The organism is Rhizobium sp. 01L419 (assembly GCF_056400025.1).
Map to the genome: position 1 here is coordinate 1 of NZ_JBFTSM010000013.1, position 19502 is coordinate 19502.

Genomic DNA, 19502 nt, shown 5'->3' on the forward strand with positions numbered 1-19502 from the left:
ACCTCATGTCCGAATGAGGTGAGCAGCCACCTCATGTCCGAATGAGGTGAGCAGCCGTGCCCAATGATGCGAACCACCACAGGCCTCGATCGCGACCAAAGTTGGCGGGCAGGTCGTGAAGAAGTCGATCATCTCCTTGCGCCGCATTTTCTTGCGCAAGACTGGTTTCTCTCCAGCATTCACGCCATGCAACTGAAAAACATGCTTTGACGTATCCATGCCAATACGAATAATCTTGTCCATGGGCGGCCCCTTCGATTGAGATCTTAACAGCTCATTCTGGCACATTTCGATGCCGTTCAGGGGCCGTCCACTCCAACATCAAGAGCGTCGCGAATTGCGTAGCGGCCAGCGATGCAAGCTGGCCGCTACGCGCCCTCATCCCGGTCATTCAATTGTGCTGTCGTCGATGCCGGCAGCTATCGTTCGCGGTTGTTTGGTGTAGCGTGGCCTGAAAGATCGGGTTACAGGTGACGATCCCGACACGCGACTCACTGGAAGGCATCCTCGCGCATCGTCATCCACGACATCGCCAGCATGGTCGAGAAATTGACGACGCCCTGATCGAAACTCGCTACAGGCTTCCAAGCGTAGCATTCGGTCGTCGGGGGCACCAATTGATGGGGAGAGGATAGGTCTGTTACGCGACCGCTCCCTACGATATTCTCGGCGGATGAAACTCAGCCAGACCATACGGTTTTGTACCTCCGCAGACGGCACCCGTATTGCCGTCGCGTCTTGTGGACAAGGCCAGGTGATCCTGCGGGCGGCGCATTGGCTCAGCCACGTCGACTATGATCTCGAGAGCCCGGTCTGGCAGCCCTGGCTCCGGGCGATGTCTGCCCGGAACCGGTTTGTACGCTACGACCCGCGCGGCTGCGGCTTGTCGGACCGACATGTATCCGACCTTTCGCTCGACGCGTGGCACGCCGACCTTGATGCCGTGGCTGCTTCTATTGAGGAGCCGCGTTTCGTTCTCCTCGGTCTTTCACAGGGCGGCGCACTCGCTATCGTGTATGCGCTGAGGTATCCAGAGCGGGTCTCGCATCTGGTTCTCCTAAACGCGTATGGCCAGGGCGCCAGGACGAGAGCTCAGACTGAAGCCGAGCGGCTGGAAGCCGAAACACTCGTCAATTTCGTTCGCATCGGCTGGGGACGAGAAAATCCGGCATTTTGTCAATTTTTCACCAACCTCTTCATCCCCGACGGCACACCTGAACAGCATCGCTGGTGGGGTGATTTGGAGCGCCTGACTGCAACGCCTGAAGTTGCAGCGCAATTGCTTTGGCAAATGCAGGGGATCGATGTGATGCAGCTTGCGACGATGCTTCGCGTACCGACGTTGATCGCGCATAGCCGTGGCGACATGCGCGTGCCGTTCGATCAGGGCCGCAAGCTTGCCGCTGCAATTCCGGGCGCCAGCTTCGTGCCGTTAGAGAGCAAGAACCACGTGCTCTTGCCAAATGAGTCCGCATGGAGCGTATTTCAGGCAGAACTCGCTGCTTTTCTCGGGCAGGACAGCCCCGTACGACCGCGCGCCGTCAGCGAGGCGGATCTCACACCCGCGGAGGCGGCCCTTCTCGACCTCGTGGCGGAAGGACTCGACAACCGTGCGATCGCAGAACGGCTTGGCAAAAGCGTCAAAACCGTACGAAATCAGCTGTCGGTGATCTTCAGCAAACTCGGGGTGCACAGCCGCTCGCAGGCGATCGTCATCGCGCTCTCCAATTAGTCCCCGACAGTTAGCTACTCTCGGTGCGGCGGACGGGACTTAAGTCCCTCCAATGAGCGGGATTGTTCGCCGCGGCGGGACGATCGCATCATGCTCCTGGAGTCGACTTATTTCATCCTCGACATCACGGATGGCAAGACGCCGTCCACGGATGAGGAGGAATGCGAGATGGTGGAATTCAACGAAACAGCTCTCAATGAGCTGGTGGGCAGGGTCCTCGGCGATCTTGGCGGGGCGGTCAGCGTGCCGCTGGTGCGTATCGGAGATGCGCTCGGGCTATATGCGACCCTCAAGGCGATCGGCCCAGCGAAGGCCGACGAACTCGCCGAGGCTGCGGGCGGTGCGCCGCGCTATATGAGCGAGTGGCTGGCAGCCCAAGCCGCCTCCGGCTATGTGCATCACGATCAAGGGCGGTTCTCGCTGACGCCCGAGCAATCTCTCGTATTTGCGACACCGGACAGCCCGGTCAATCTGATCGGCGCGTTCGATACCGCAGCTGCGATGGCCGAGAACCAGCCGAAAGTACAGGCCGCCTTCAAGACCGGTCGGGGCGTGGCCTGGGGCGATCAGGCCGGCTGCATGTTCTGTGCCGTCGCGCGGCTCTTCCGCCCTGGTTACGTCAATGCGCTTGTGCAGGATTGGCTGCCGGCGCTCGATGGCGTCGTCGGCAAACTCAAGAAGGGGGCGAAGGTGGCCGACGTCGGATGCGGGCATGGCCTATCGACGATCTTGATGGCGCAGGCGTTCCCAGGGTCGCGGTTTACAGGCTACGACTTCCACTCGGGCTCGATTGCCGCTGCGACTGCGCATGTCCAGGCGCACGGATTGACGAATGTCCATTTCGAGGTCGGCCGGGCGCAGGATTTCGAGGGTCGCGAGTTCGATTTTGTCACCTGCTTTGACTGCCTGCACGACATGGGGGATCCGAACGCGGCGGCGGCTCATATCCGACGTGCACTGAAGAACGGCGGCACTTGGATGGTAGTGGAGCCCATGGCCGGAGATACGCTGGAGGAGAATATCAATCCAGTGGGACGGCTCTATTACTCCGCCTCGACGATGATCTGCGTTCCGACCTCGCTTGCTCAGGAGACAGGTCTCGCGCTTGGTGCGCAAGCAGGAGAGCAACGTTTGTCGGACGTGATCCGGTCCGGCGGTTTCACGCATGTTCGACGGGCGGCCCAGACGCCCCTCAACATGATTCTCGAGGCAACTTAATTTTTGGGTCACCGTCCACGACCTTAAGGACGCGCAATCTCGTCGTTAAAGCGATCGATCTGTGATCAGCCCGGATATCCGGGTGTGTAGCTCTTTGCAGTCGCTCTCGTAATGATCCAGGATCATTTTGTGGTCTGCGCTGTCGGTCTGCCACTTCGCTCTCGATTTAAGTGCCTCGCCATATGTTTCGATGATCTCGGTCCACCGATGGGCCATCGACGCATGTGGCCGGAGTTCTGGGTGCTGTTCAAGCAGAGCCTTTAGGCCAAACTGAAAACTGTCAGAGCCGGGTTCTTAAACGCAACTTTCCCTATAAAGCTGCACTTTTCGCTCATTTTCGGAGGCAAGCCTGAATGCAGGATGAAAAGTCGGATAATGGTGCCGGCCCCGGCCTCTTCTGGCTGGCGTGGTTTGGCGGTCGCGCTGGGAGGAAGGGATTCGAGACCGGCAGAGGAATTTGACAAAATGCGCGTTCTTCAGGCAAGTCAGCAATAGGATGCGTTTGAAAACGCTTTGTTCACGTTCGAGATTTCCAAGATGATACAAACCCTTTATGGATCCTCCTCCTCCTCTCGCCAGGCGTGAGCGACGAGGGCGCCAAAAATACACGCAAAGATCAGGACCAGCATATAAACCAGATATTTCATGTTGATATTCAACCAGTCGTAGGCAAAGAGAAACGCACTTACAACCAATGCCGATGTAACGATATACTTCATAAAAATGTCCCTAACGTGCAGATCATGACCATTGGATTGCACTTGGACAAGCTGCGCTGCAGTATCGGTGTGCCTTTTTGCGCGAACAGGACATTGGCATAGGTTCGTAGCTCGGTGAGTGCTGCGAATGTTGATTGCACAAGTTGACCCGGCAATGCCGGATATGTCGTGCTTACCGATAATGCAATGTCGGTCACTCCATTGCTCCCTATTCTCATCGAGAATTGCTCCCGTATCATCATGGAAAAGCCCTTCGGCACGGACCTCGCCAGTGCCGTTGCACTGAACAAGAAGCTCCACGAAGTGTTCGATGAGAAGCAGATATTCCGCATCGACCATTTCCTGGGCAAGGAGCCGGCGCAAAACATCCTGGCCTTCCGATTTGCCAATGGCCTGTTCGAACCAATCTGGAACCGCAACTTCATCGACCATGTGCAGATCGACGTTCCGGAGACGCTCGGCCTTTCCACCCGTGCCGCCTTTTACGAGACCACCGGCGCCTACCGTGACATGGTGGTGACCCACCTCTTCCAGATCCTCGGCTTCATGGCGATGGAGCCGCCTACTGCCCTTGAGCCTGCGCCAATCTCGGAAGAGAAGAACAAGGTGTTCCGCTCCATGTTGCCGATTGAGCCGCGGGACGTGGTGCGCGGTCAATACATCGGCTACCGTAATGAGCCTGGCGTCGATCCTGAGAGCGACACTGACACCTTCATCGCTCTAAAATGTGCCATAGACAACTGGCGCTGGGCTGGCGTGCCCTTCTACCTGCGTACCGGCAAGCGCATGGCCGAGGGGCAGCGCATCATTTCGATCGCATTCCGCGAGCCCCCGAAATCGATGTTCCCTGCCGGCTCTGGCGTGGGGGCACAGGGCCCTGACCACCTCACCTTCGACCTTGCTGATGCCTCCAAGGTCTCGCTTTCCTTCTATGGCAAGCGCCCTGGACCGGGCTTCCGGCTCGACAAGCTGTCGCTGCAATTCGCCATGAGCGAAACCGGCCTGATTGGCGAAGTTCTGGAGGCCTACGAGCGTCTGATCCTCGACGCCATGCGCGGTGACCACACGCTGTTCACTACGGCCGAGGGTATTGAGCGGCTCTGGGAGGTTTCCCAACCTCTCCTCGATAACCCGCCGCCCGTACGCCTCTACGACCAGGGCGGCTGGGGGCCGAAGTCGATCCACCAACTCATTGCCCCGCACGCTTGGCGCCTACCGTTCGAGCGCGCCTGGAGGGATGCGGCAAAGCGTGATTGACGGTCAGTAGTTGGATCGATGCCTGCGACCAGAACGGCACCGACCAATTGCGAAAAATCCTAATACGGTGACGTTGTCAGAGATGTGCAGGAAACCGAGTTTCGACCGCGAATGCTCCAGAGTGGCATTGGTGCGTGGGAGCTGCATTTGTGCGGAATTCGGTCTTTGACATCTTTAATTTCGTCGCCGCGGTCGGGCCTTGCAGCGAACGGATCTCGGGCGTCCGCAGGCGGGTATTCGGTTCAGTATTGCGACGCCGATCACACAGCCTTTGTTTGCTGAGCGGCGAACGAGCTATGCAACCCGCTGCGACGTCGTCCTGACAAGCGCTCGCTCCAGAGCTTCGATACAGGCCGGATCGTGCAAATGCCCACCCCCGAAGGATCACTATCGCCTTGTTGATTGGCTGATACCGCCGGTCCGCCGCCTTGGTAAATTGGCTGGGCTGTGGTGATCGCATCAGGACTCAACGATTGGGATAGCGGTCAAGAAGAATGGTTTGGTACTGTGGATTAGCGCTTTTCTCTTCCAATCAGTGGGTTGCAAGAAGTTTTCAGCGTTTCAAGGCCGTGATAGAGCGAGTGATGGGTGCGGCCCTCATATTGCTCGGAGGCAATGCCAAAGCCTGGCAAGGGAGAGCAGGCGCGCCTTGCGACAATCGTCGCTGCCCCGCAAGCCTGAGAGGTAGATTAATGAAGGCTCTCAGGATGCAGTGATCGGCCCATTCTAGCTTTCAGGGCTTTAATGCCGGTCCAGTCCGCTCCCCTCTCAAGGATCTCTCGAGTGAAGAAATTGGCATGATGGAAGCCCTTATCGGAAAGCATCAGCGCTAGTAACCTTTTCAGGGGCCGCCGTCTTGAGATAGGCGGCCCTTTCACCGATCGGATCGAGGACAGATTATGACCGTCGATCAGAATCTCATTGCCGGTGAATGGACCGGTACCAATCCCGCCGAGAATATCAACCCGTCCGACACGAACGAGGTCGTCGGCGGATAAGGTCGGTGGCCTGAGCGTCATCGTCGAACGCGCCTTCCCCATACTTGCGCACCCAAATCCGGATCAAGTTGCGCGATACGCGGTGGCGCTTTGACAGAATATGTAGCATCTCGCCCGCGAGAAACTCCTGCGCGACCTGCCGTTTGAATCCATATCGTGATGCGATGTTTTGCCATGGGTTCCACTTTCGAAACCCGAAAAGCCGGTCAAGTCATCAAGCCCATCGGTCCGCCGAGGGGCCCACTCCGGTCAATTAATATCGCAGGCGTGAACATTGACTCTTGGATCGAGCTGGCAGACAAAGCCGCAATACACAGAGGACGAACAATGGCTGACGAAGAGATTCAGATCCCGCCCGTCGCTACCGGCGCGGCCGAAGCTGGACCCGCTGCTCCGAAAAAAGCTTCCAAAGCAAAGAGCGTAAAAGCGGAAAAACCCCGCGCCGACTCGTCCAAACCGGCGAAGCCGAGAACGCGTGGTCTCAGCGATCAGGAAAAACTGGAAAGGATCGCTCAGATCGAAGCTCAGGTCGCTGGCGGCGCCACCTTGAAAGACGCGGTTAAAATTGCAGGCATTTCCGATGAGACCTATTATCAGTGGAAGAAAGCCGCCGCTCAACCCGTCACACAGGCTTCGGTCGCATCAGTTGCTGTGGATGATGAACTCGCCGAGTTCATTCAGCTCGAGGAAGAAAATCGGCGGCTCAGAAAACTGCTCTCTGAAAAGCTGCGTGCCGAAAACGCTGATCTGCGCAAAAGACTCGGAATGAGCTAGCGGCTTTGGGAAATCCCTCGCTATACTACCTTCAAACGCATCCCACAGTGAAGGCGTGCCTTCGAAAATTGCCACGCGCTCTACTGCGCGCTATCATCCAATCCCAATTCTCCGGCACATGAGAACACCAAGATCCAATTTCGTCGTCGAATACAAAACGAACAGACGTCAAACCAAGGCGCGCCCAACGTCGATCTGGGGCAATCTGGATTTGCAGGCGGTGGCCCGTGCGGTCGAGGCCGACGGCGCCATGCCGGCAGTTGATCTGCCCCAAGTCTCTTCAGTCATGAAGAACGTCGCCGCGATTAAACTTGGAGAGGCCGCCTCGGATGTTCAGGTCGATGCTGACGTGAGTTCTACTGCGATTGCGCCGCCGCTTGAGACTCTCATCGAGCCTGTCACTGTTGAGAGCAATGGGTTCAACGCTGAGTCGTCCGCAAAGAAGCAGCCGGCTTCAACGCCAGCGCGGGCTTCGAAGTCTCGAGCGAAGCCGCAGACGAGGACGCAGCACGCGCGCATCCCAGAACGTCCGGCAATGCTCGATCATCGTCGAGATCCCTTCGGGCCTTGTGGTTCGGAGGAAGAGCTTGACGCTCTCGAGGCGGAAAACCATCATCTGAAACGCCTCATGATCGTGAGGCTCCGCGAGGAGAACGACAGGCTCAAGGTCATGCTTCGACGGTTCGGCGGCGCCTGAGCGCCAGAAGTGCAGAGCCCACGAATGCCGGACCTCAACGTCATACCGACGAGCCCTCGTTTTTGTCCGGAAATCACAGCGGCAATGCGAGCTGCGGCATCTCTGGATGTCGACGAGGCTTCAGCGACGAACACGCTGTTCCAAAGAGCTGGATCTCTTTTTGAACCGGAAAGGTCGGTTGCGGCGGCAGGCTCAAGCTTTTTTTCGTTCGGAGCTCTCCTATTGAAGCGAACGTGCCGGTGTCGTCTTGCTGCGGGTGAACTGTCGAAAATCGGAGTATTTGATCTTCACTCTGACCGTTTCGGCCGGGGTCGACTTAGACTCGCAAGAACCACGGATCCTTTTGATCAACGGCTGAATGCCCTGGAGGTTCTGATGGACGTCGCCCCTGAAGATGTCTTCAGCGCCAGCGAACTTCTCGCGGCTGGTTTTCGGGAAATGTTCGAAACGAATTTTTTCCCGAATCGGATATTAGCAAGGGCTATGATGAGCAAACAACGGCGCCTTGCGGCGCAAAAGGCCTTTGATCGTGTCCGTCGCGCGGGATTGCAGACGGAGGAGGATCCGCGTTTCCTCGGTTGGATCGAACAATGGATCCTGGGCGAGATCGACATGCAGGAGCTTCGAGAGCGATATCTCGGCCTGCTGCGGGAGCGGGCTCTCGAACGCAATACCAGTTCGCTTGCCGACGTCGCCAAAGCGCCTTTCGATCCACTACCCGAACCTCCCACGACAGAGGAAACCGACGAATTCCTGAGCGGGATCGCCGATGGTTAATCGACCGTCAGATTATTGGACGATGCCAGCGCGGTAGTTGCCGAAGATGACTGCGCTGGGATCTAGCTGGCGAGCGGCGTAAATTCCCGGCAATGCCGCGTTGAAGACCTCAAATGCGTTGGCGATGGCAATATCGCCGGTACATCAGGTCACAGCTCTGTGTTTGCAGCTACATCGCGAGCTCGGTGATTGGGTCGCCTTGATTTCCTTGGAGGTGAAATGCGTCAGCTTCATCGTCGGAGACAGAATCGTCATGCCATCGGAAAGCTGACGCCCTGGTTTGTAGAAGCCGGAAGTCGGGGCTTTCTCGGATTTCATAGCAGGGCTGGAGGCGCCTCGTTTCGTCATGTTCTCTACATGACCCTTCCCTTTCGCAAGGTGCTCGCTCGCTACAACGGTGAGCTGAGCAGACCGTTCTCGAGACAGTTCTTTAGATCCTCGCAAACCGAAAAAGAGGGCCGCCGGAAGACCGGGGCCCTTTAAGGTGTGAAGGTCAAAACCTCCAGAGGGGAACAGCCAACGCGATGGCTCTGGGAGGACGCCATCAAATGCATCAGCTGATGCACTATATGCCTGTGTTTTGCCCGGTGCGCAATTATTTATTGTGCATGGCAGCTATGCGATAGGCAGGATGTCCCTTTGCAGCCCAGCCTCAATCATTACCGTGGACTGCTCCTCAATACCGGAGCTGTCACCCGAAATTGATTCGCCCTCATCGACGTTAACTACCGACAAGGCGTCATAATAAGTGCGGATCTCAGTTGCTTGCGAAAGCGCTCAGCTTCTGCCGAATTTCCTCGGAGATCTCGAATTGACGGGCTGTCCCGCGTCCCATGGAGTTCTTCACCATCGTTTCCTTGAGTATTCCACGCCTAACAAGAAGATCCACCGTCTCCTTCGCACCGCTCCGGGTCAGTTCTGTAATTTCGACGATGTTTGAGAGAGTTAACGTCTGATGGGCTTGGGTCATTGTGTAGAGGATCGTCATCATGCCGATCTGCTTCAACCGCGCCTGCGGGGTTTCGTCCTCAAGCGGGTGATCAAGGATCTCGTGAAGAATGAGTCCGGAGAAGGCAAGGTTGTGCCACTGTGTCTTGAGCGCTCTTGTCATGTCATTTAACTATGTTATATACGTCAGTAAAATGGCGCTTCGCTGGAGCTGGACACTGCTTCTGGAGAGGGCCGTCATCGTCTCGGAGGGTTCTGTCCATGAAAAGCCTTCTGCCGAATATCCTGCTTTCGATCTTGTGCATGTTACCACCCTACCTGATTTCCGGCACCAATGCGCGGGCTGATGATTGGGGATGCCGGGTCATCCTGTGCCTTTCCAATCCCGGCGGGCCGAGCCAGTATGCGGAATGCCGGCCGCCGATCCAGAAACTCTGGAGTGAGCTTGCAAAGGGCCACTCGTTTCCAACGTGCAGCGGCGTCGGCTTTCACAGTTCGCGTCCGGGCTACGAGCCCTATTATTGCGATGCCGGCTTTCGGCTGTCGGGGCGCTACGGTCCCCGTGGAGAGCAGGCAACCTGTGTCTCGACCTCCCTGCAGCGTGTGAGCAATTTGTATTGCTCCTATGATCGTGACAACGACGGCAACGACTCGGCCTCGGTCTTGTCGCCGCGTTGGCAACAGGAGGGCGGCCGTCTTCAATGCATGGGCTATCCGATCGCGCGCCCGAGTATGCGGACGCAACCACATTATGTCGACGTGACCATCGACGGTGTCGGCCAGCAGCGCGTGTGGTACTGATCCATGGCCGCCGCATTCGTCGACATCGCACAGACCTGCGCACCGATGATTCAGGTCGAAATGCTGGCCAGCGTCGTGAGCCTGGAGAGCAAGTTTCTCCCCTTCGCCATCCGCATCGATAGCGGCTCACCACTCATCCAGCCTGCCAGCAAGGCGGAGGCGATCGAGCTCGCTACATCTTTGATCACCGAACACCAGGATATCCAGCTCGGCCTTGGTAGTCTCGGTGTGGAAGAACTCCGCAAACTGAAGCTCTCTGTTTCGGATGCGTTTGATCCTTGCCAGAACCTCAAGGCCACCGCGACCCTTCTCGACGGCTACTATCGCCTTGCCCTGCGCCTTGGCGCCGATCCGGCACAGGCGGAGAAGGTGATGCTGCAGTCCTACTATGGACGCAATGATCCCTCCGTTGGTGCGATGGTCAAATACGACGAGCAAGTGCGGCGGCAGGCAAAACGGCTCTCGTCGAAACTCGCTTCCATCACCATCGCGGGGCCGGACGATCAAGCCGCTCCCGTTGATGACCCTCGGGATCAAGTAGAACAACCGATCCCGAGACAGCACCCCAAAACCGAAGAATCAGCATCGTGGGATGTGTTCACGTCCAGACGTCGATCCTGGGTTCTCGTGTTTCAGAACAATGACTGATCGGAGCAAAGCGAATGATCTCCAAAAACCGTATCCGCCCTTTCGCCGCTTCCGCGTTCATGGCGGTCGCCATCGTCGTCTGCATGGTTGAGCCGGCCTTTGCACAATCTGCCGGTATAGAAACGGTGCTGCAGAATATCGTCACCATGCTCACCGGCAACATTGCCAAATTGCTTGCGGTCATTGCCGTGATCATCATCTGCATCGCCTGGATGTTCGGGTACATGGACCTCCGGAAAGCCGGCTTCTGGATCATCGGCATCGGCGGAATTTTCGGTGCCACCGAACTGGTCAACACCATTGTCGGTGGCTGACCATCGATGGCGAGCGCTCCCACTCTCGAAGAAGACACGTTGTTCCTGGCCTGCACGCGACCGGCGATGATTGCCGGAGTGACGATGGAGGCGATGGGGCTCAACATCATGCTGACGATGATCCTCTACATCATCTCCGGATCGATCGCCTACGCGCTCGTCGGTGTCGTCTTCCATCTCGTATTCCGGGCGATCGTCAAGCATGACCACAACATGTTCCGCATCCTGCTCGCCTGGATCGAGACCCGCGGCCGCTCGTGCAACGCCTCCTATTGGGGCGGCGCAACACTCTCACCCTTAAAACTTGTCCGGCGCTACGACGAAAGGGACCTGAGCCTTGCCTAGCATAGCGACGCTGCAGTCCCGTGAGCTCGGGCCAGAGACCTTCATCCCCTATGTCCGCCACGTGGACGAGACGACCATCGCGCTCGATTCCCGCGCGTTGATGACCGTGCTCGTCCTCGAAGGCGTTTCCTTCGAGACTGCCGATATTTTGGATCTTAACGGCCTGCACCGGAGCCTGAATACGCTCTACCGCAATATCGCCGACGACCGATTGGCGCTCTGGACGCATGTCGTCCGCAGGCGTGACAACGACTATCCCGAAGGACACTTTGCCAATCGCTTTTCCGATGGCCTAAATACCAGATATCGCGAACGCATGGTGCGTGAGGACCTGTTTCGCAACGACCTCCATATCACCCTCGTCTGGTATCCGAGCCGGGAACCCGCCGAGAAGGCCGCCAATCTTCTCTCCCGCCTGCGTAGGGCGCGCCGATCCGGCTTCGAGCTGGACGAAACGGCGCTCAAGCACCTGCGTGACAAGGTGGTCGACGTCACCGCGGGTCTGAAGCGCTTCGCCCCTCGCGCATTGTCCCTCTATGACCGTGCCGGCCTCCTGTTCTCCGAGCCGAGCGAGTTTCTCCACCAGCTGGTCGGTGGGCGCCGAGAGCGCTTGCCCCTGACGGAGGGCCGAATTTCATCGGCGATCTACTCGGACCGGGTGATCTTCGGCCGCGAGACAGTCGAAATCCGCCACGAGGCGCAGAGCCGCTACGCCGGCATGTTCGGTTTCAAGGAATATCCGGCGACAACCCGCAGCGGCATGCTCGACGGCATCCTGACCGCGCCGTTCGAACTCATCCTGACGCAGTCTTTTGCTTTTACCTCGAAGGCTGATGCCCGCACGATCATGGGCCGCAAGCAGAACCAGATGGTGAGTGCCGGTGACAAGGCAGCATCACAGATCGAAGAACTCGGTGACGCGATGGACGATCTGGAGTCCAACCGCTTCGTCGTAGGAGAACACCATCTTGGCCTGACGGTCTTTGCGCCGTCGGTCAAGGAGCTGACCGACCATATGGCGAAGGCACGCGCCCATCTCACCAGCGGCGGCGCCGTCGTCGCCCGCGAGGACCTCGGGCTCGAGGCCGCCTGGTGGGCGCAACTGCCCGGCAATCTGCGCTATCGGGCGCGTTCGGGAGCGATTACCTCCCGCAACTTCGCAGCACTCTCGCCCTATCATTCCTATCCGACCGGCCAGAAGGACGGCAACGAATGGGGATCGGCGGTCGCCATGCTGAAGACTGCGTCCGGTTCGCCGTTCTATTTCAATTTCCATCACAGCGATCTCGGCAACACCTTTGTTTGCGGCCCTTCGGGCGCGGGTAAGACCGTGCTCCTGAACTTCATGCTTTCGCAACTCGAGAAGCACGATCCCCAAATGGTTTTCTTCGACAAGGACAGGGGCGCCGACCTGTTCGTTCGCGCCGCAGGCGGCACCTATCTTCCGCTCAGAAACGGCGTTGCAACTGGCTGCGCGCCGTTGAAGGCGCTCGACCTGACAGCGGAGAATAGGATCTTCCTCGCACGTTGGGTCGGCAAGCTGGTGGGAGCGGCCACGCGGGAGCTGACCGTCAGCGAGCTGCGCGACATCGCGACGGCCGTCGACGCTCTGGCGGACCTTCCTGTCGAGCGCCGCTCAATTGGCGCATTGCGCACTTTCCTCAACAACACCGATCCTGAAGGCATCGCCTCGCGGCTTAGACGGTGGGAGAGGGGAGGGCCGCTCGGTTGGGTGTTCGACAACGAGGCAGACGATATCGGGATCGGCGCCAAGTTCATCGGCTACGATATGACCGACTTCCTCGATAACGAGGAAATCCGCACGCCGCTAATGACCTACCTTTTTTATCGGATCGAGCAGCTGATTGACGGTCGACGCATCATCATCGTCATCGACGAATTCTGGAAGGCGTTGCAGGACGAAGGTTTTCGCGATCTCGCCCAGAACAAGCTGAAGACGATCCGCAAGCAGAACGGCCTCATGCTGTTTGCGACCCAAAGCCCGCGCGACGCGATCGTGTCACCGATCGCCCATACGATTGTCGAGCAATGCCCGACGCAGATCTTCCTGGCCAACCCCCGGGGTGACCGCGCCGACTATGTCGAGGGCTTCAAACTGACCGAACGCGAATTCGAGCTGATTTCACGCGAGCTGTCTGTCGAAAGCCGTCGGTTCATCGTCAAGCAGGGCCACAACAGCGTCGTCGCCGAGCTGAACCTGAACGGCTTCGACGACGAGCTCGCCATCCTGTCTGGGCGGACGGCAAATGTGGAGTTGGCAGACGCCATTCGCGTCGAGCTCGGCGAGGGACGCAAGGACTGGCTTGCCGTGTTCCAGGAAAGAAGGAGGAAAGCATGATTCGCAAAGGTAGCATCCGGCTCTGTCTGGCATCGACCGCCTTTCTGGCAGCAGTCGGTCTGGCCTTGGCGCAGGGCATTCCCGTTATCGACGAGACGTCGATCGCTAAACAGATCGAGAGCATCACGCAGCTCAAGTCTCAGCTCGACGCGCTGAACCAGCAGCTCCAGCAGGCCCAGCAGCTCTACGGTTCGCTGAACAAGGTCACCAACATGGCTGATGTCGCTGGTTTGCTGAACGACCCTTCGATCCGCAAGGTGCTGCCGCAGGACTTCGACGCCATCGAGGGTCTGTTCAAGGGCTCGGGAACTGGTGTCTTTGCCGACTCCGCCTCGAAATTCCTGCAGGACAATTCCACCTATCGAACCAGCGCGAACGATTTCTACGCGCAGGAGCTTTCACGCATCCAGAACCAGAACGCCGGGCAGATGAGTCTCGGCCAGCAGATCTATGATGTCGCCACCAAGCGCATCGATGGCATCGACCAGCTGCGTCGGCAGATATCGAGCGCAGCCAACGCCAAGGACATCGCCGATCTCCAGGCGCGCCTGCAAGCCGAAACCGCCTTCCTGCAAACCGACGTGCTTCGCATGCAGGGCCTGCAGATGGTTCAGCAGGCCCAGGTGCAGGTCGATGACCAGCGCAAGGCCGAGGATTGGCGCCAGCGCATGGACACCATGGGAGCGGCGCTCAAATGAAGTGGTTTTCTTTCGGCGTCGCGATGCTTCTCCTGTCCTCCTGCTCCCCGCAGACAGAGAAGGTCTACACCGTTGATGAGCCGGTCGCCGACGAGGCGTCGCTGACGAAGATCATCGGAAAATGCCGAAACAATCCCGGCGAGCTCCACGATACGCCCAATTGCCGCAATGCCGAGGCCGCCGGCGGCAAACTGCGCCTCGAACGTATGCGCAAATCGCTCGGAGGTTGATCAATGTATGAGGTGTTCAGCTTCGTCGACGGGCAGTTCAAGGCACCACTGGAGAACTTCATTTCATCCGGGACTTCGAACATCGCCAATTGGATCAGCGGCCCGCTGACCGCGGCGCTCACGCTCTATGTCGTGCTCTATGGCTACCTTGTGCTTCGCGGTTCCGTGCAGGAGCCGATCCTCGAATTCGCTTTCCGGGCGATGAAACTCGCGATCATCGTCATACTGGTGAGGAACGCCAGCGACTACCAGTCCTACGTCACCAATATCTTCTTCGATACGCTGCCCCGCGAGATATCGCAGGCGTTGAACTCCGGGACCGCGCCGAGTGCCTCCACCTTCGACAGCCTGCTGGATAAGGGTCAGAAATGCGCCTATGAGATCTGGTCCCGCGCCTCCTGGCCGGTCGACATCGTGACCGGCGTCGGCGGCATGCTGGTGATCGGCGCGAGCTTCCTCGTCGCTGCGATTGGCTTCATCGTTTCGCTTTACGCGCGGCTGGCGCTTGCCATCATTCTGGCGATCGGGCCGATCTTCATCGCACTCGCCATGTTCCAGCCGACGCGCCGGTTCACCGAATCCTGGATCGGCCAGCTTGTAAACTTCGTCATCCTGCAGGTGCTTGTCGTTGCAATCGGCTCGCTGTTGATCACCTGCATCGACACGACATTCACAGCGATCGAAGGCTACCGCGACGTCATGATGCGCCCGATCGCACTCTGCGCTATCTGCATCGCCGCCCTCTACGTCTTCTATCAGCTGCCCGGTATCGCGTCGGCGCTCGCCGCCGGTGGCGCATCGCTGACCTACGGCTATGGCGCCGCCCGTGACGCGCACGAGAGCACGCTGGCCTGGGCTGCCTCACGCACGGTCAGGGCGGTTGGCCGCGGGACCCGCGCCGTTGGCCGGCGGCTGACACCGAACCGCGCGGAATGACAGCCTCGCTATTCATGAAATTGGACAGGTTATTTTTAGATGATCCGTATGTTTTTGTCGCTTTTGCTGACCTTAAGCCTCGCCGGCTGCGCTTCGATCTCCCATCCACTCCCAAAATGTGATGGCTATTCTCGCCGGCCGCTCAACCGCTCCATGTGGCAATGGGAGAGCGATGGTAAAACGGACCAGTCGACCACCGGAGTTATCTCCGCGGACCCGGCGAGGCATGTTGCTTCCTTTGCAGACCAACCCGCCCCCGTGACGCCTGTTGCCTTCACACATTTCGATATCGCCGGCTCCTATCGTCCCTGCGAGGGCAAATGACATGGTGAGCACGGATAGTCTGAAGAACTATTTCGAGAAAGCCCGCCGATTCGATCAGGACCGGTTGATTCAGGTTGAGCGCTCTGCCCGGATCGCCTGGTGTGTTGCCATTTGCGCCAGTATTATCGCCGTCGTCTCCGTCTTCGCCATCGCCTGTCTCACGCCGTTGAAGACGGTCGAGCCGTTCGTCGTGCGGGTCGACAATTCAACGGGGATCGTCGATGTGGTCTCTGCGCTGACCTCGACTGCCGGCACCTACGACGAGGCGGTGACCAAGTATTTCGCGGCAAAATATGTGCGCGCCCGCGAAGGGTATGTGTCGAGCGAGGCCGAAGACAATTTCCGAACCGTGGCGCTACTGTCAACCCAGCCCGAGCAGACCCGGTTTGCCGCCGCCTACCGCGGCAGCAATCCGGATTCGCCGCAGAATATCTATGGCAGGAGCGCAACCTCGCGGATCAACATCATCTCGATCTCGATGATCAACGCCAGTGTGGCTTCCGTCCGATACATGCGCACCGTCACGCGCGGCGACGATGTGCGCATCACGCATTGGGTGGCGACACTCACCTTTTCCTATGTCAACGCTCCGATGTCTTCCACAGACCGGCTGGTGAATCCCCTGGGCTTCGTCGTCAGCGACTATCGCGCCGATCCGGAGGCCATCAATTGAGACTGCATCTCCTCATTTCCATTGCCCTGGCTGCTGGAGTTTTTTCGCCGGCGCTTGCGCTCGACACGCCGCGCCGCGCGCAGCAGGACAGCCGCATCCGCTTCGTCGATTACCAGCCCTATAATATCACCAGGATCGTCGGTACGCTCAGATCATCGGTCCAGATCGAATTCGCTCCCGATGAGGAAATCGCCCACGTGGCGCTCGGTAATAGCGTCGCATGGGAGGTGGCGCCGGCCCGCAACATCCTGTTTCTGAAACCCCGCGAAAACCAGCCGGTGACGAACATCTCTGTTGTGACGACACGACGGGATGGCTCGACCCGTAGCTACCAGATGGAACTCACCGTCCGGGACGGAAGCGTCGAAGCCGGGCAGAACACCTACTTCTATGTAAAATACCGCTATCCAGCCGATGAAGCGGAGCGGCGAAAGCTGGAATCCGCCGCCCGCGTCCAGGCCGCCCAGGCAGGCGAAGCCGATCGCGTCCTTTCCCTGCACGAGGCCTATGGTCCGCGCAACTGGCGCTATTCGGCGCAAGGATCCCAGGCTCTTGACCCACAAGCCGTCTACGACAACGGCAAGGTCACGACCTTCGCGTTCGTCGGTAACCAGGAAATGCCGGCGATCTATATGGAAAATTCCGACGGCACCGAAAGCCTGGTCCCGAAGTCGGTCGATGGCAATCTCGTGCTGGTCCATGCGATCAGCCGCAAATTCATTTTGCGCAGAGGCGGCGATGTCCTCTGCGTCTTCAACGAGGCCTACGATCGCGTCGGCATCAATCCCGAGACGAATACGACGTCACCATCGGTCGAGCGTGTCGTCAAGACAGAGCCCCGCGCTGCGCAATAGGAGGTGTCATGGCCGATGAAGAAATCACCCGGATTCCCGGCGAGCGCGCCGAGACGTCGACCGGTCGCCGGCTCGATAACAATCCGTTCCTCAAGCGCGGCGCGGTCGCCGCGGCAATCGTTGCCTTTGTCGCTTTCGCTCTTTGGTCGATGCGCGGGCAAAACAAGCCGTCTGATAGCGTTCAGCCGGAGCGGGTCGTCATTCGTCAGACATCGGATTTCGAGCCGGCTAAGGAGCCGGTCCAGCCCGTGACGACGCCAAGAGAGGTCCAGCTTCCGACACCCGTCGTCACCGAGAAAGCGCCCACCGATGATGACAAGTTACTCGACGCAGCGCGTCGCGCTCCGGTCATGGCGTATGGTGCAGAGAAAACGCCGACCGCCAGACGACAGCAGGATGATGCGAACACCGACGCCACCTCGAACTACGTGCCTCTGGGAAACACGCCTGGCAGCTTTACCGGGCAGGGCGAGAACGAAGACCAGCGCTTCAACCGCATGCTGACGCCGACGCAATTGCAGGGATCCCGCGCCGGCACGCTCGGCAATCGCGATTTTATTGTCGCGATGGGGAGCTCGATCCCATGCGCGCTTGAGACAGCGCTTTCTTCTGATCAGCCAGGGTTCACGAGCTGCGTCATCAGCCGGGACGTCCTGTCCGACAACGGCCGCGTCGTGTTGATGGAAAAAGGCACGCAGGTCGTCGGCGAATATCGCGGCGGTCTCCGTCGCGGCCAGAAACGTCTGTTCGTGCTCTGGAGCCGGGCGAAAACCCCAGAGGGTGTGATCATCACCCTGGCGTCGCCGGCGACCGATGCCCTTGGTCGTGCTGGCGTCGATGGCTATGTCGACACGCATTGGTGGGAGCGTTTCGGCAGCGCCATCTTGCTATCGATCGTTGGCGATGCGACCTCCTATGCTAATAGCCGGCTGCAGGACAGCGACGTCGAGGCGCAAAACACGACGGGCGCCGGTCAGCAGGCCGCGGCGATCGCCGTGGAGCAATCGATCAACATTCCGCCGACGCTTGAGAAGCACCAAGGCGAGCTCGTTTCGATCTTCGTGGCGCGCGATCTCGATTTCTCCAGCGTTTACCGGCTTCGCGTCACGGAACCAAGCAATCGCATCTACGATCGCGCGGTGCTCGGCGACTTTCGTCCAGCTTCAACACTTGTGACAAAGTAGGGCTGAGATGACTGAGGCTGCAGATGCCGGTGTGGTGCGAGAATTGCTGCAGCCGCTTTCGCGGTTCCTTCGCGACAAGACGCTCTATGAGGTCATCGTCAACCGGCCCGGCAAGGTCGTGACAGAAGGAGCAGACGGATGGCAGACCCACGACATGCCGGACCTATCCTACGACAGGTTGATGCGCCTCGCGCGAGCGGTCGCAAGCTTCTCTAGTCAATCGATCGATGAAACCCACCCGATCCTGTCGGCGACCCTGCCCGACGATGAGCGTATCCAGTTCGTGATCCCGCCGGCGACGACGAAGGGCACCGTCAGCATCACCATCCGCAAGCCCTTGTCCGTCTCTCTCAGCCTCGACGATCTCGACCATGGCGGCTTGTTCGCCGACGTCCTGCGGACCGAAGGGGATGGCAACCAATCGGACCAGAGGCTATTGGAATTATATCGGACCGGCGCCCACAAGCAATTCCTTAGGGAGGCGGTGCTGGCGCGGAAGAATATCATCATCTCCGGCGCGACCGGATCGGGCAAGACGACCCTATCCAAAGCGTTGATCCGGCACATTCCGGAGAACGAGCGGATTATCTCCATCGAGGACACGCCGGAGCTGGTGATCCCGCAGCCGAACCATGTGCGGCTCTTCTATTCGAAAGGTGGCCAGGGAACGGCAAAAATCGGCGCCAAGGACCTTCTCGAATCCTGTCTGCGCATGCGGCCTGACAGGATCCTGCTGCAGGAGCTTCGCGACGGGACGGCCTTCTACTACATCCGCAATGTGAACTCCGGGCACCCCGGCTCGATCACGACTGTCCATGCCGACTCCGCTCGTTTTGCCTTCGAGCAGCTGACATTGCTCGTCAAGGAGTCGGAAGGCGGCGGAGACCTCGAACGGCACGACATTCGCGAGATGCTGACGATGACGATCGACGTCATCGTTCAATGCAAACGGATCGACGGACGGTTTCGTGTGACCGAAATCTACTACCGGGATGCTTACGAGGCGGAAAAATAAC

21 protein-coding genes and 3 pseudogenes are annotated in these 19502 nt (G+C 58.8%); 20 read left to right on the forward strand and 4 right to left on the reverse strand.

Annotated elements, in window-relative coordinates:
• Positions 1-27: 27 nt before the first annotated feature.
• A pseudogene (locus AC1DUP_RS23600) lies at positions 28-243 on the reverse strand (IS110 family transposase); the annotation flags it as partial.
• Positions 244-673: 430 nt separating this feature from the next.
• Here AC1DUP_RS23600 and AC1DUP_RS23605 point away from each other — a divergent pair.
• Together AC1DUP_RS23605 and AC1DUP_RS23610 are read left to right on the forward strand one after the other, a co-directional pair.
• A complete protein-coding gene (locus tag AC1DUP_RS23605) occupies positions 674-1732 on the forward strand; it encodes an alpha/beta fold hydrolase (protein WP_477834857.1) in 1059 nt (352 codons plus the stop codon).
• A 168-nt stretch (positions 1733-1900) separates the two neighbouring features.
• Positions 1901-2950, forward strand: a complete 1050-nt coding sequence (locus AC1DUP_RS23610; RefSeq protein ID WP_477835072.1) for a class I SAM-dependent methyltransferase — start codon at positions 1901-1903, stop codon at positions 2948-2950.
• Between the two features lie 551 nt (positions 2951-3501).
• Here AC1DUP_RS23610 and AC1DUP_RS23615 read toward each other — a convergent pair.
• Positions 3502-3669 carry a hypothetical protein gene (locus AC1DUP_RS23615; protein ID WP_477834859.1) on the reverse strand — a complete coding sequence of 56 codons (168 nt, stop codon included), beginning with the start codon at positions 3667-3669 and terminating at the stop codon, positions 3502-3504.
• Entirely contained in the window at positions 3666-3866 is a 201-nt protein-coding gene (locus AC1DUP_RS23620) for a hypothetical protein (RefSeq protein WP_477834861.1), read from the reverse strand. Before AC1DUP_RS23620 ends, AC1DUP_RS23615 begins: the two co-directional genes overlap by 4 nt.
• A 31-nt stretch (positions 3867-3897) precedes the next feature.
• On the opposite strand from AC1DUP_RS23620, the pseudogene AC1DUP_RS23625 reads away from it, so the two are divergent.
• From AC1DUP_RS23625 to AC1DUP_RS23645, 5 genes and pseudogenes are all read left to right on the forward strand, one after another.
• Positions 3898-4926, forward strand: a pseudogene (locus AC1DUP_RS23625) (glucose-6-phosphate dehydrogenase); the annotation flags it as partial.
• A 734-nt stretch (positions 4927-5660) separates the two neighbouring features.
• A pseudogene (locus AC1DUP_RS23630) lies at positions 5661-5759 on the forward strand (5-dehydro-4-deoxyglucarate dehydratase); the annotation flags it as partial.
• Between the two features lie 492 nt (positions 5760-6251).
• On the forward strand, positions 6252-6698 hold the full coding sequence (locus tag AC1DUP_RS23635; protein ID WP_113297736.1) for a transposase: 447 nt from the start codon (positions 6252-6254) through the stop codon (positions 6696-6698).
• A gap of 118 nt (positions 6699-6816) precedes the next feature.
• A complete protein-coding gene (locus tag AC1DUP_RS23640; protein WP_477834863.1) occupies positions 6817-7395 on the forward strand; it encodes a hypothetical protein in 579 nt (192 codons plus the stop codon).
• A gap of 24 nt (positions 7396-7419) precedes the next feature.
• Positions 7420-8172, forward strand: coding sequence for a hypothetical protein (locus tag AC1DUP_RS23645; RefSeq protein WP_477834865.1), 753 nt, complete (start codon positions 7420-7422; stop codon positions 8170-8172).
• 757 nt (positions 8173-8929) lie between these two features.
• Here AC1DUP_RS23645 and AC1DUP_RS23650 read toward each other — a convergent pair.
• Positions 8930-9283, reverse strand: coding sequence for a MarR family transcriptional regulator (locus AC1DUP_RS23650; RefSeq protein WP_113310839.1), 354 nt, complete (start codon positions 9281-9283; stop codon positions 8930-8932).
• Between the two features lie 98 nt (positions 9284-9381).
• Here AC1DUP_RS23650 and AC1DUP_RS23655 point away from each other — a divergent pair, with 98 nt between their 5' ends.
• The 13 genes from AC1DUP_RS23655 to virB11 are packed head-to-tail and all read left to right on the forward strand — an operon-like array spanning position 9382 to position 19501.
• Complete coding sequence (locus AC1DUP_RS23655; protein ID WP_477834868.1) at positions 9382-9921, forward strand: hypothetical protein; 540 nt, start codon at positions 9382-9384, stop codon at positions 9919-9921.
• Positions 9922-9924: 3 nt separating this feature from the next.
• Positions 9925-10569 carry a lysozyme family protein gene (locus AC1DUP_RS23660; protein ID WP_477834870.1) on the forward strand — a complete coding sequence of 215 codons (645 nt, stop codon included), beginning with the start codon at positions 9925-9927 and terminating at the stop codon, positions 10567-10569.
• A gap of 14 nt (positions 10570-10583) precedes the next feature.
• On the forward strand, positions 10584-10883 hold the full coding sequence (locus AC1DUP_RS23665; protein ID WP_113310842.1) for a TrbC/VirB2 family type IV secretion system protein: 300 nt from the start codon (positions 10584-10586) through the stop codon (positions 10881-10883).
• Positions 10884-10889: 6 nt separating this feature from the next.
• Positions 10890-11228, forward strand: coding sequence for a VirB3 family type IV secretion system protein (locus AC1DUP_RS23670; protein ID WP_113310843.1), 339 nt, complete (start codon positions 10890-10892; stop codon positions 11226-11228).
• Complete coding sequence (locus AC1DUP_RS23675; protein WP_477834873.1) at positions 11221-13587, forward strand: VirB4 family type IV secretion/conjugal transfer ATPase; 2367 nt, start codon at positions 11221-11223, stop codon at positions 13585-13587. Before AC1DUP_RS23670 ends, AC1DUP_RS23675 begins: the two co-directional genes overlap by 8 nt.
• A complete protein-coding gene (gene virB5, locus AC1DUP_RS23680; RefSeq protein ID WP_477834875.1) occupies positions 13584-14285 on the forward strand; it encodes a P-type DNA transfer protein VirB5 in 702 nt (233 codons plus the stop codon). The genes AC1DUP_RS23675 and virB5 overlap by 4 nt, the downstream gene beginning before the upstream one ends.
• On the forward strand, positions 14282-14515 hold the full coding sequence (locus AC1DUP_RS23685) for an EexN family lipoprotein (RefSeq protein ID WP_477834877.1): 234 nt from the start codon (positions 14282-14284) through the stop codon (positions 14513-14515). The genes virB5 and AC1DUP_RS23685 overlap by 4 nt, the downstream gene beginning before the upstream one ends.
• Before the next feature lie 3 nt (positions 14516-14518).
• Positions 14519-15451, forward strand: coding sequence for a TrbL/VirB6 family protein (locus tag AC1DUP_RS23690; protein WP_477834879.1), 933 nt, complete (start codon positions 14519-14521; stop codon positions 15449-15451).
• A gap of 39 nt (positions 15452-15490) precedes the next feature.
• A complete protein-coding gene (locus tag AC1DUP_RS23695; protein WP_113310848.1) occupies positions 15491-15775 on the forward strand; it encodes a hypothetical protein in 285 nt (94 codons plus the stop codon).
• Position 15776: 1 nt separating this feature from the next.
• Positions 15777-16448 carry a VirB8 family type IV secretion system protein gene (locus AC1DUP_RS23700; protein ID WP_113297747.1) on the forward strand — a complete coding sequence of 224 codons (672 nt, stop codon included), beginning with the start codon at positions 15777-15779 and terminating at the stop codon, positions 16446-16448.
• Entirely contained in the window at positions 16445-17302 is an 858-nt protein-coding gene (gene virB9, locus AC1DUP_RS23705; RefSeq protein WP_477834882.1) for a P-type conjugative transfer protein VirB9, read from the forward strand. Before AC1DUP_RS23700 ends, virB9 begins: the two co-directional genes overlap by 4 nt.
• A gap of 8 nt (positions 17303-17310) precedes the next feature.
• A complete protein-coding gene (gene virB10, locus AC1DUP_RS23710; RefSeq protein WP_477834884.1) occupies positions 17311-18486 on the forward strand; it encodes a type IV secretion system protein VirB10 in 1176 nt (391 codons plus the stop codon).
• A 7-nt stretch (positions 18487-18493) separates the two neighbouring features.
• The gene (virB11, locus tag AC1DUP_RS23715; protein WP_477834886.1) at positions 18494-19501 is read left to right on the forward strand and encodes a P-type DNA transfer ATPase VirB11; all 1008 of its coding nucleotides are present in this window, start codon (positions 18494-18496) and stop codon (positions 19499-19501) included.
• Position 19502: the final 1 nt, after the last annotated feature.

Bases quoted from the DNA above. Each gene is read 5' to 3' on its own strand.
- AC1DUP_RS23685 (WP_477834877.1), top strand. From the start codon at position 14,282: ATGAAGTGGTTTTCTTTCGGCGTCGCGATGCTTCTCCTGTCCTCCTGC.
- AC1DUP_RS23640 (WP_477834863.1), top strand. From the start codon at position 6,817: ATGAGAACACCAAGATCCAATTTCGTCGTCGAATACAAAACGAACAGA.
- AC1DUP_RS23700 (WP_113297747.1), top strand. From the start codon at position 15,777: ATGGTGAGCACGGATAGTCTGAAGAACTATTTCGAGAAAGCCCGCCGA.
- AC1DUP_RS23690 (WP_477834879.1), top strand. From the start codon at position 14,519: ATGTATGAGGTGTTCAGCTTCGTCGACGGGCAGTTCAAGGCACCACTG.
- virB11 (WP_477834886.1), top strand. From the start codon at position 18,494: ATGACTGAGGCTGCAGATGCCGGTGTGGTGCGAGAATTGCTGCAGCCG.
- AC1DUP_RS23695 (WP_113310848.1), top strand. From the start codon at position 15,491: ATGATCCGTATGTTTTTGTCGCTTTTGCTGACCTTAAGCCTCGCCGGC.
- AC1DUP_RS23635 (WP_113297736.1), top strand. From the start codon at position 6,252: ATGGCTGACGAAGAGATTCAGATCCCGCCCGTCGCTACCGGCGCGGCC.
- AC1DUP_RS23615 (WP_477834859.1), bottom strand. From the start codon at position 3,669: ATGAAGTATATCGTTACATCGGCATTGGTTGTAAGTGCGTTTCTCTTT.
- AC1DUP_RS23655 (WP_477834868.1), top strand. From the start codon at position 9,382: ATGAAAAGCCTTCTGCCGAATATCCTGCTTTCGATCTTGTGCATGTTA.
- virB10 (WP_477834884.1), top strand. From the start codon at position 17,311: ATGGCCGATGAAGAAATCACCCGGATTCCCGGCGAGCGCGCCGAGACG.
- AC1DUP_RS23610 (WP_477835072.1), top strand. From the start codon at position 1,901: ATGGTGGAATTCAACGAAACAGCTCTCAATGAGCTGGTGGGCAGGGTC.
- virB5 (WP_477834875.1), top strand. From the start codon at position 13,584: ATGATTCGCAAAGGTAGCATCCGGCTCTGTCTGGCATCGACCGCCTTT.
- AC1DUP_RS23665 (WP_113310842.1), top strand. From the start codon at position 10,584: ATGATCTCCAAAAACCGTATCCGCCCTTTCGCCGCTTCCGCGTTCATG.
- AC1DUP_RS23660 (WP_477834870.1), top strand. From the start codon at position 9,925: ATGGCCGCCGCATTCGTCGACATCGCACAGACCTGCGCACCGATGATT.
- AC1DUP_RS23605 (WP_477834857.1), top strand. From the start codon at position 674: ATGAAACTCAGCCAGACCATACGGTTTTGTACCTCCGCAGACGGCACC.
- AC1DUP_RS23645 (WP_477834865.1), top strand. From the start codon at position 7,420: ATGCCGGACCTCAACGTCATACCGACGAGCCCTCGTTTTTGTCCGGAA.
- AC1DUP_RS23650 (WP_113310839.1), bottom strand. From the start codon at position 9,283: ATGACAAGAGCGCTCAAGACACAGTGGCACAACCTTGCCTTCTCCGGA.
- AC1DUP_RS23670 (WP_113310843.1), top strand. From the start codon at position 10,890: ATGGCGAGCGCTCCCACTCTCGAAGAAGACACGTTGTTCCTGGCCTGC.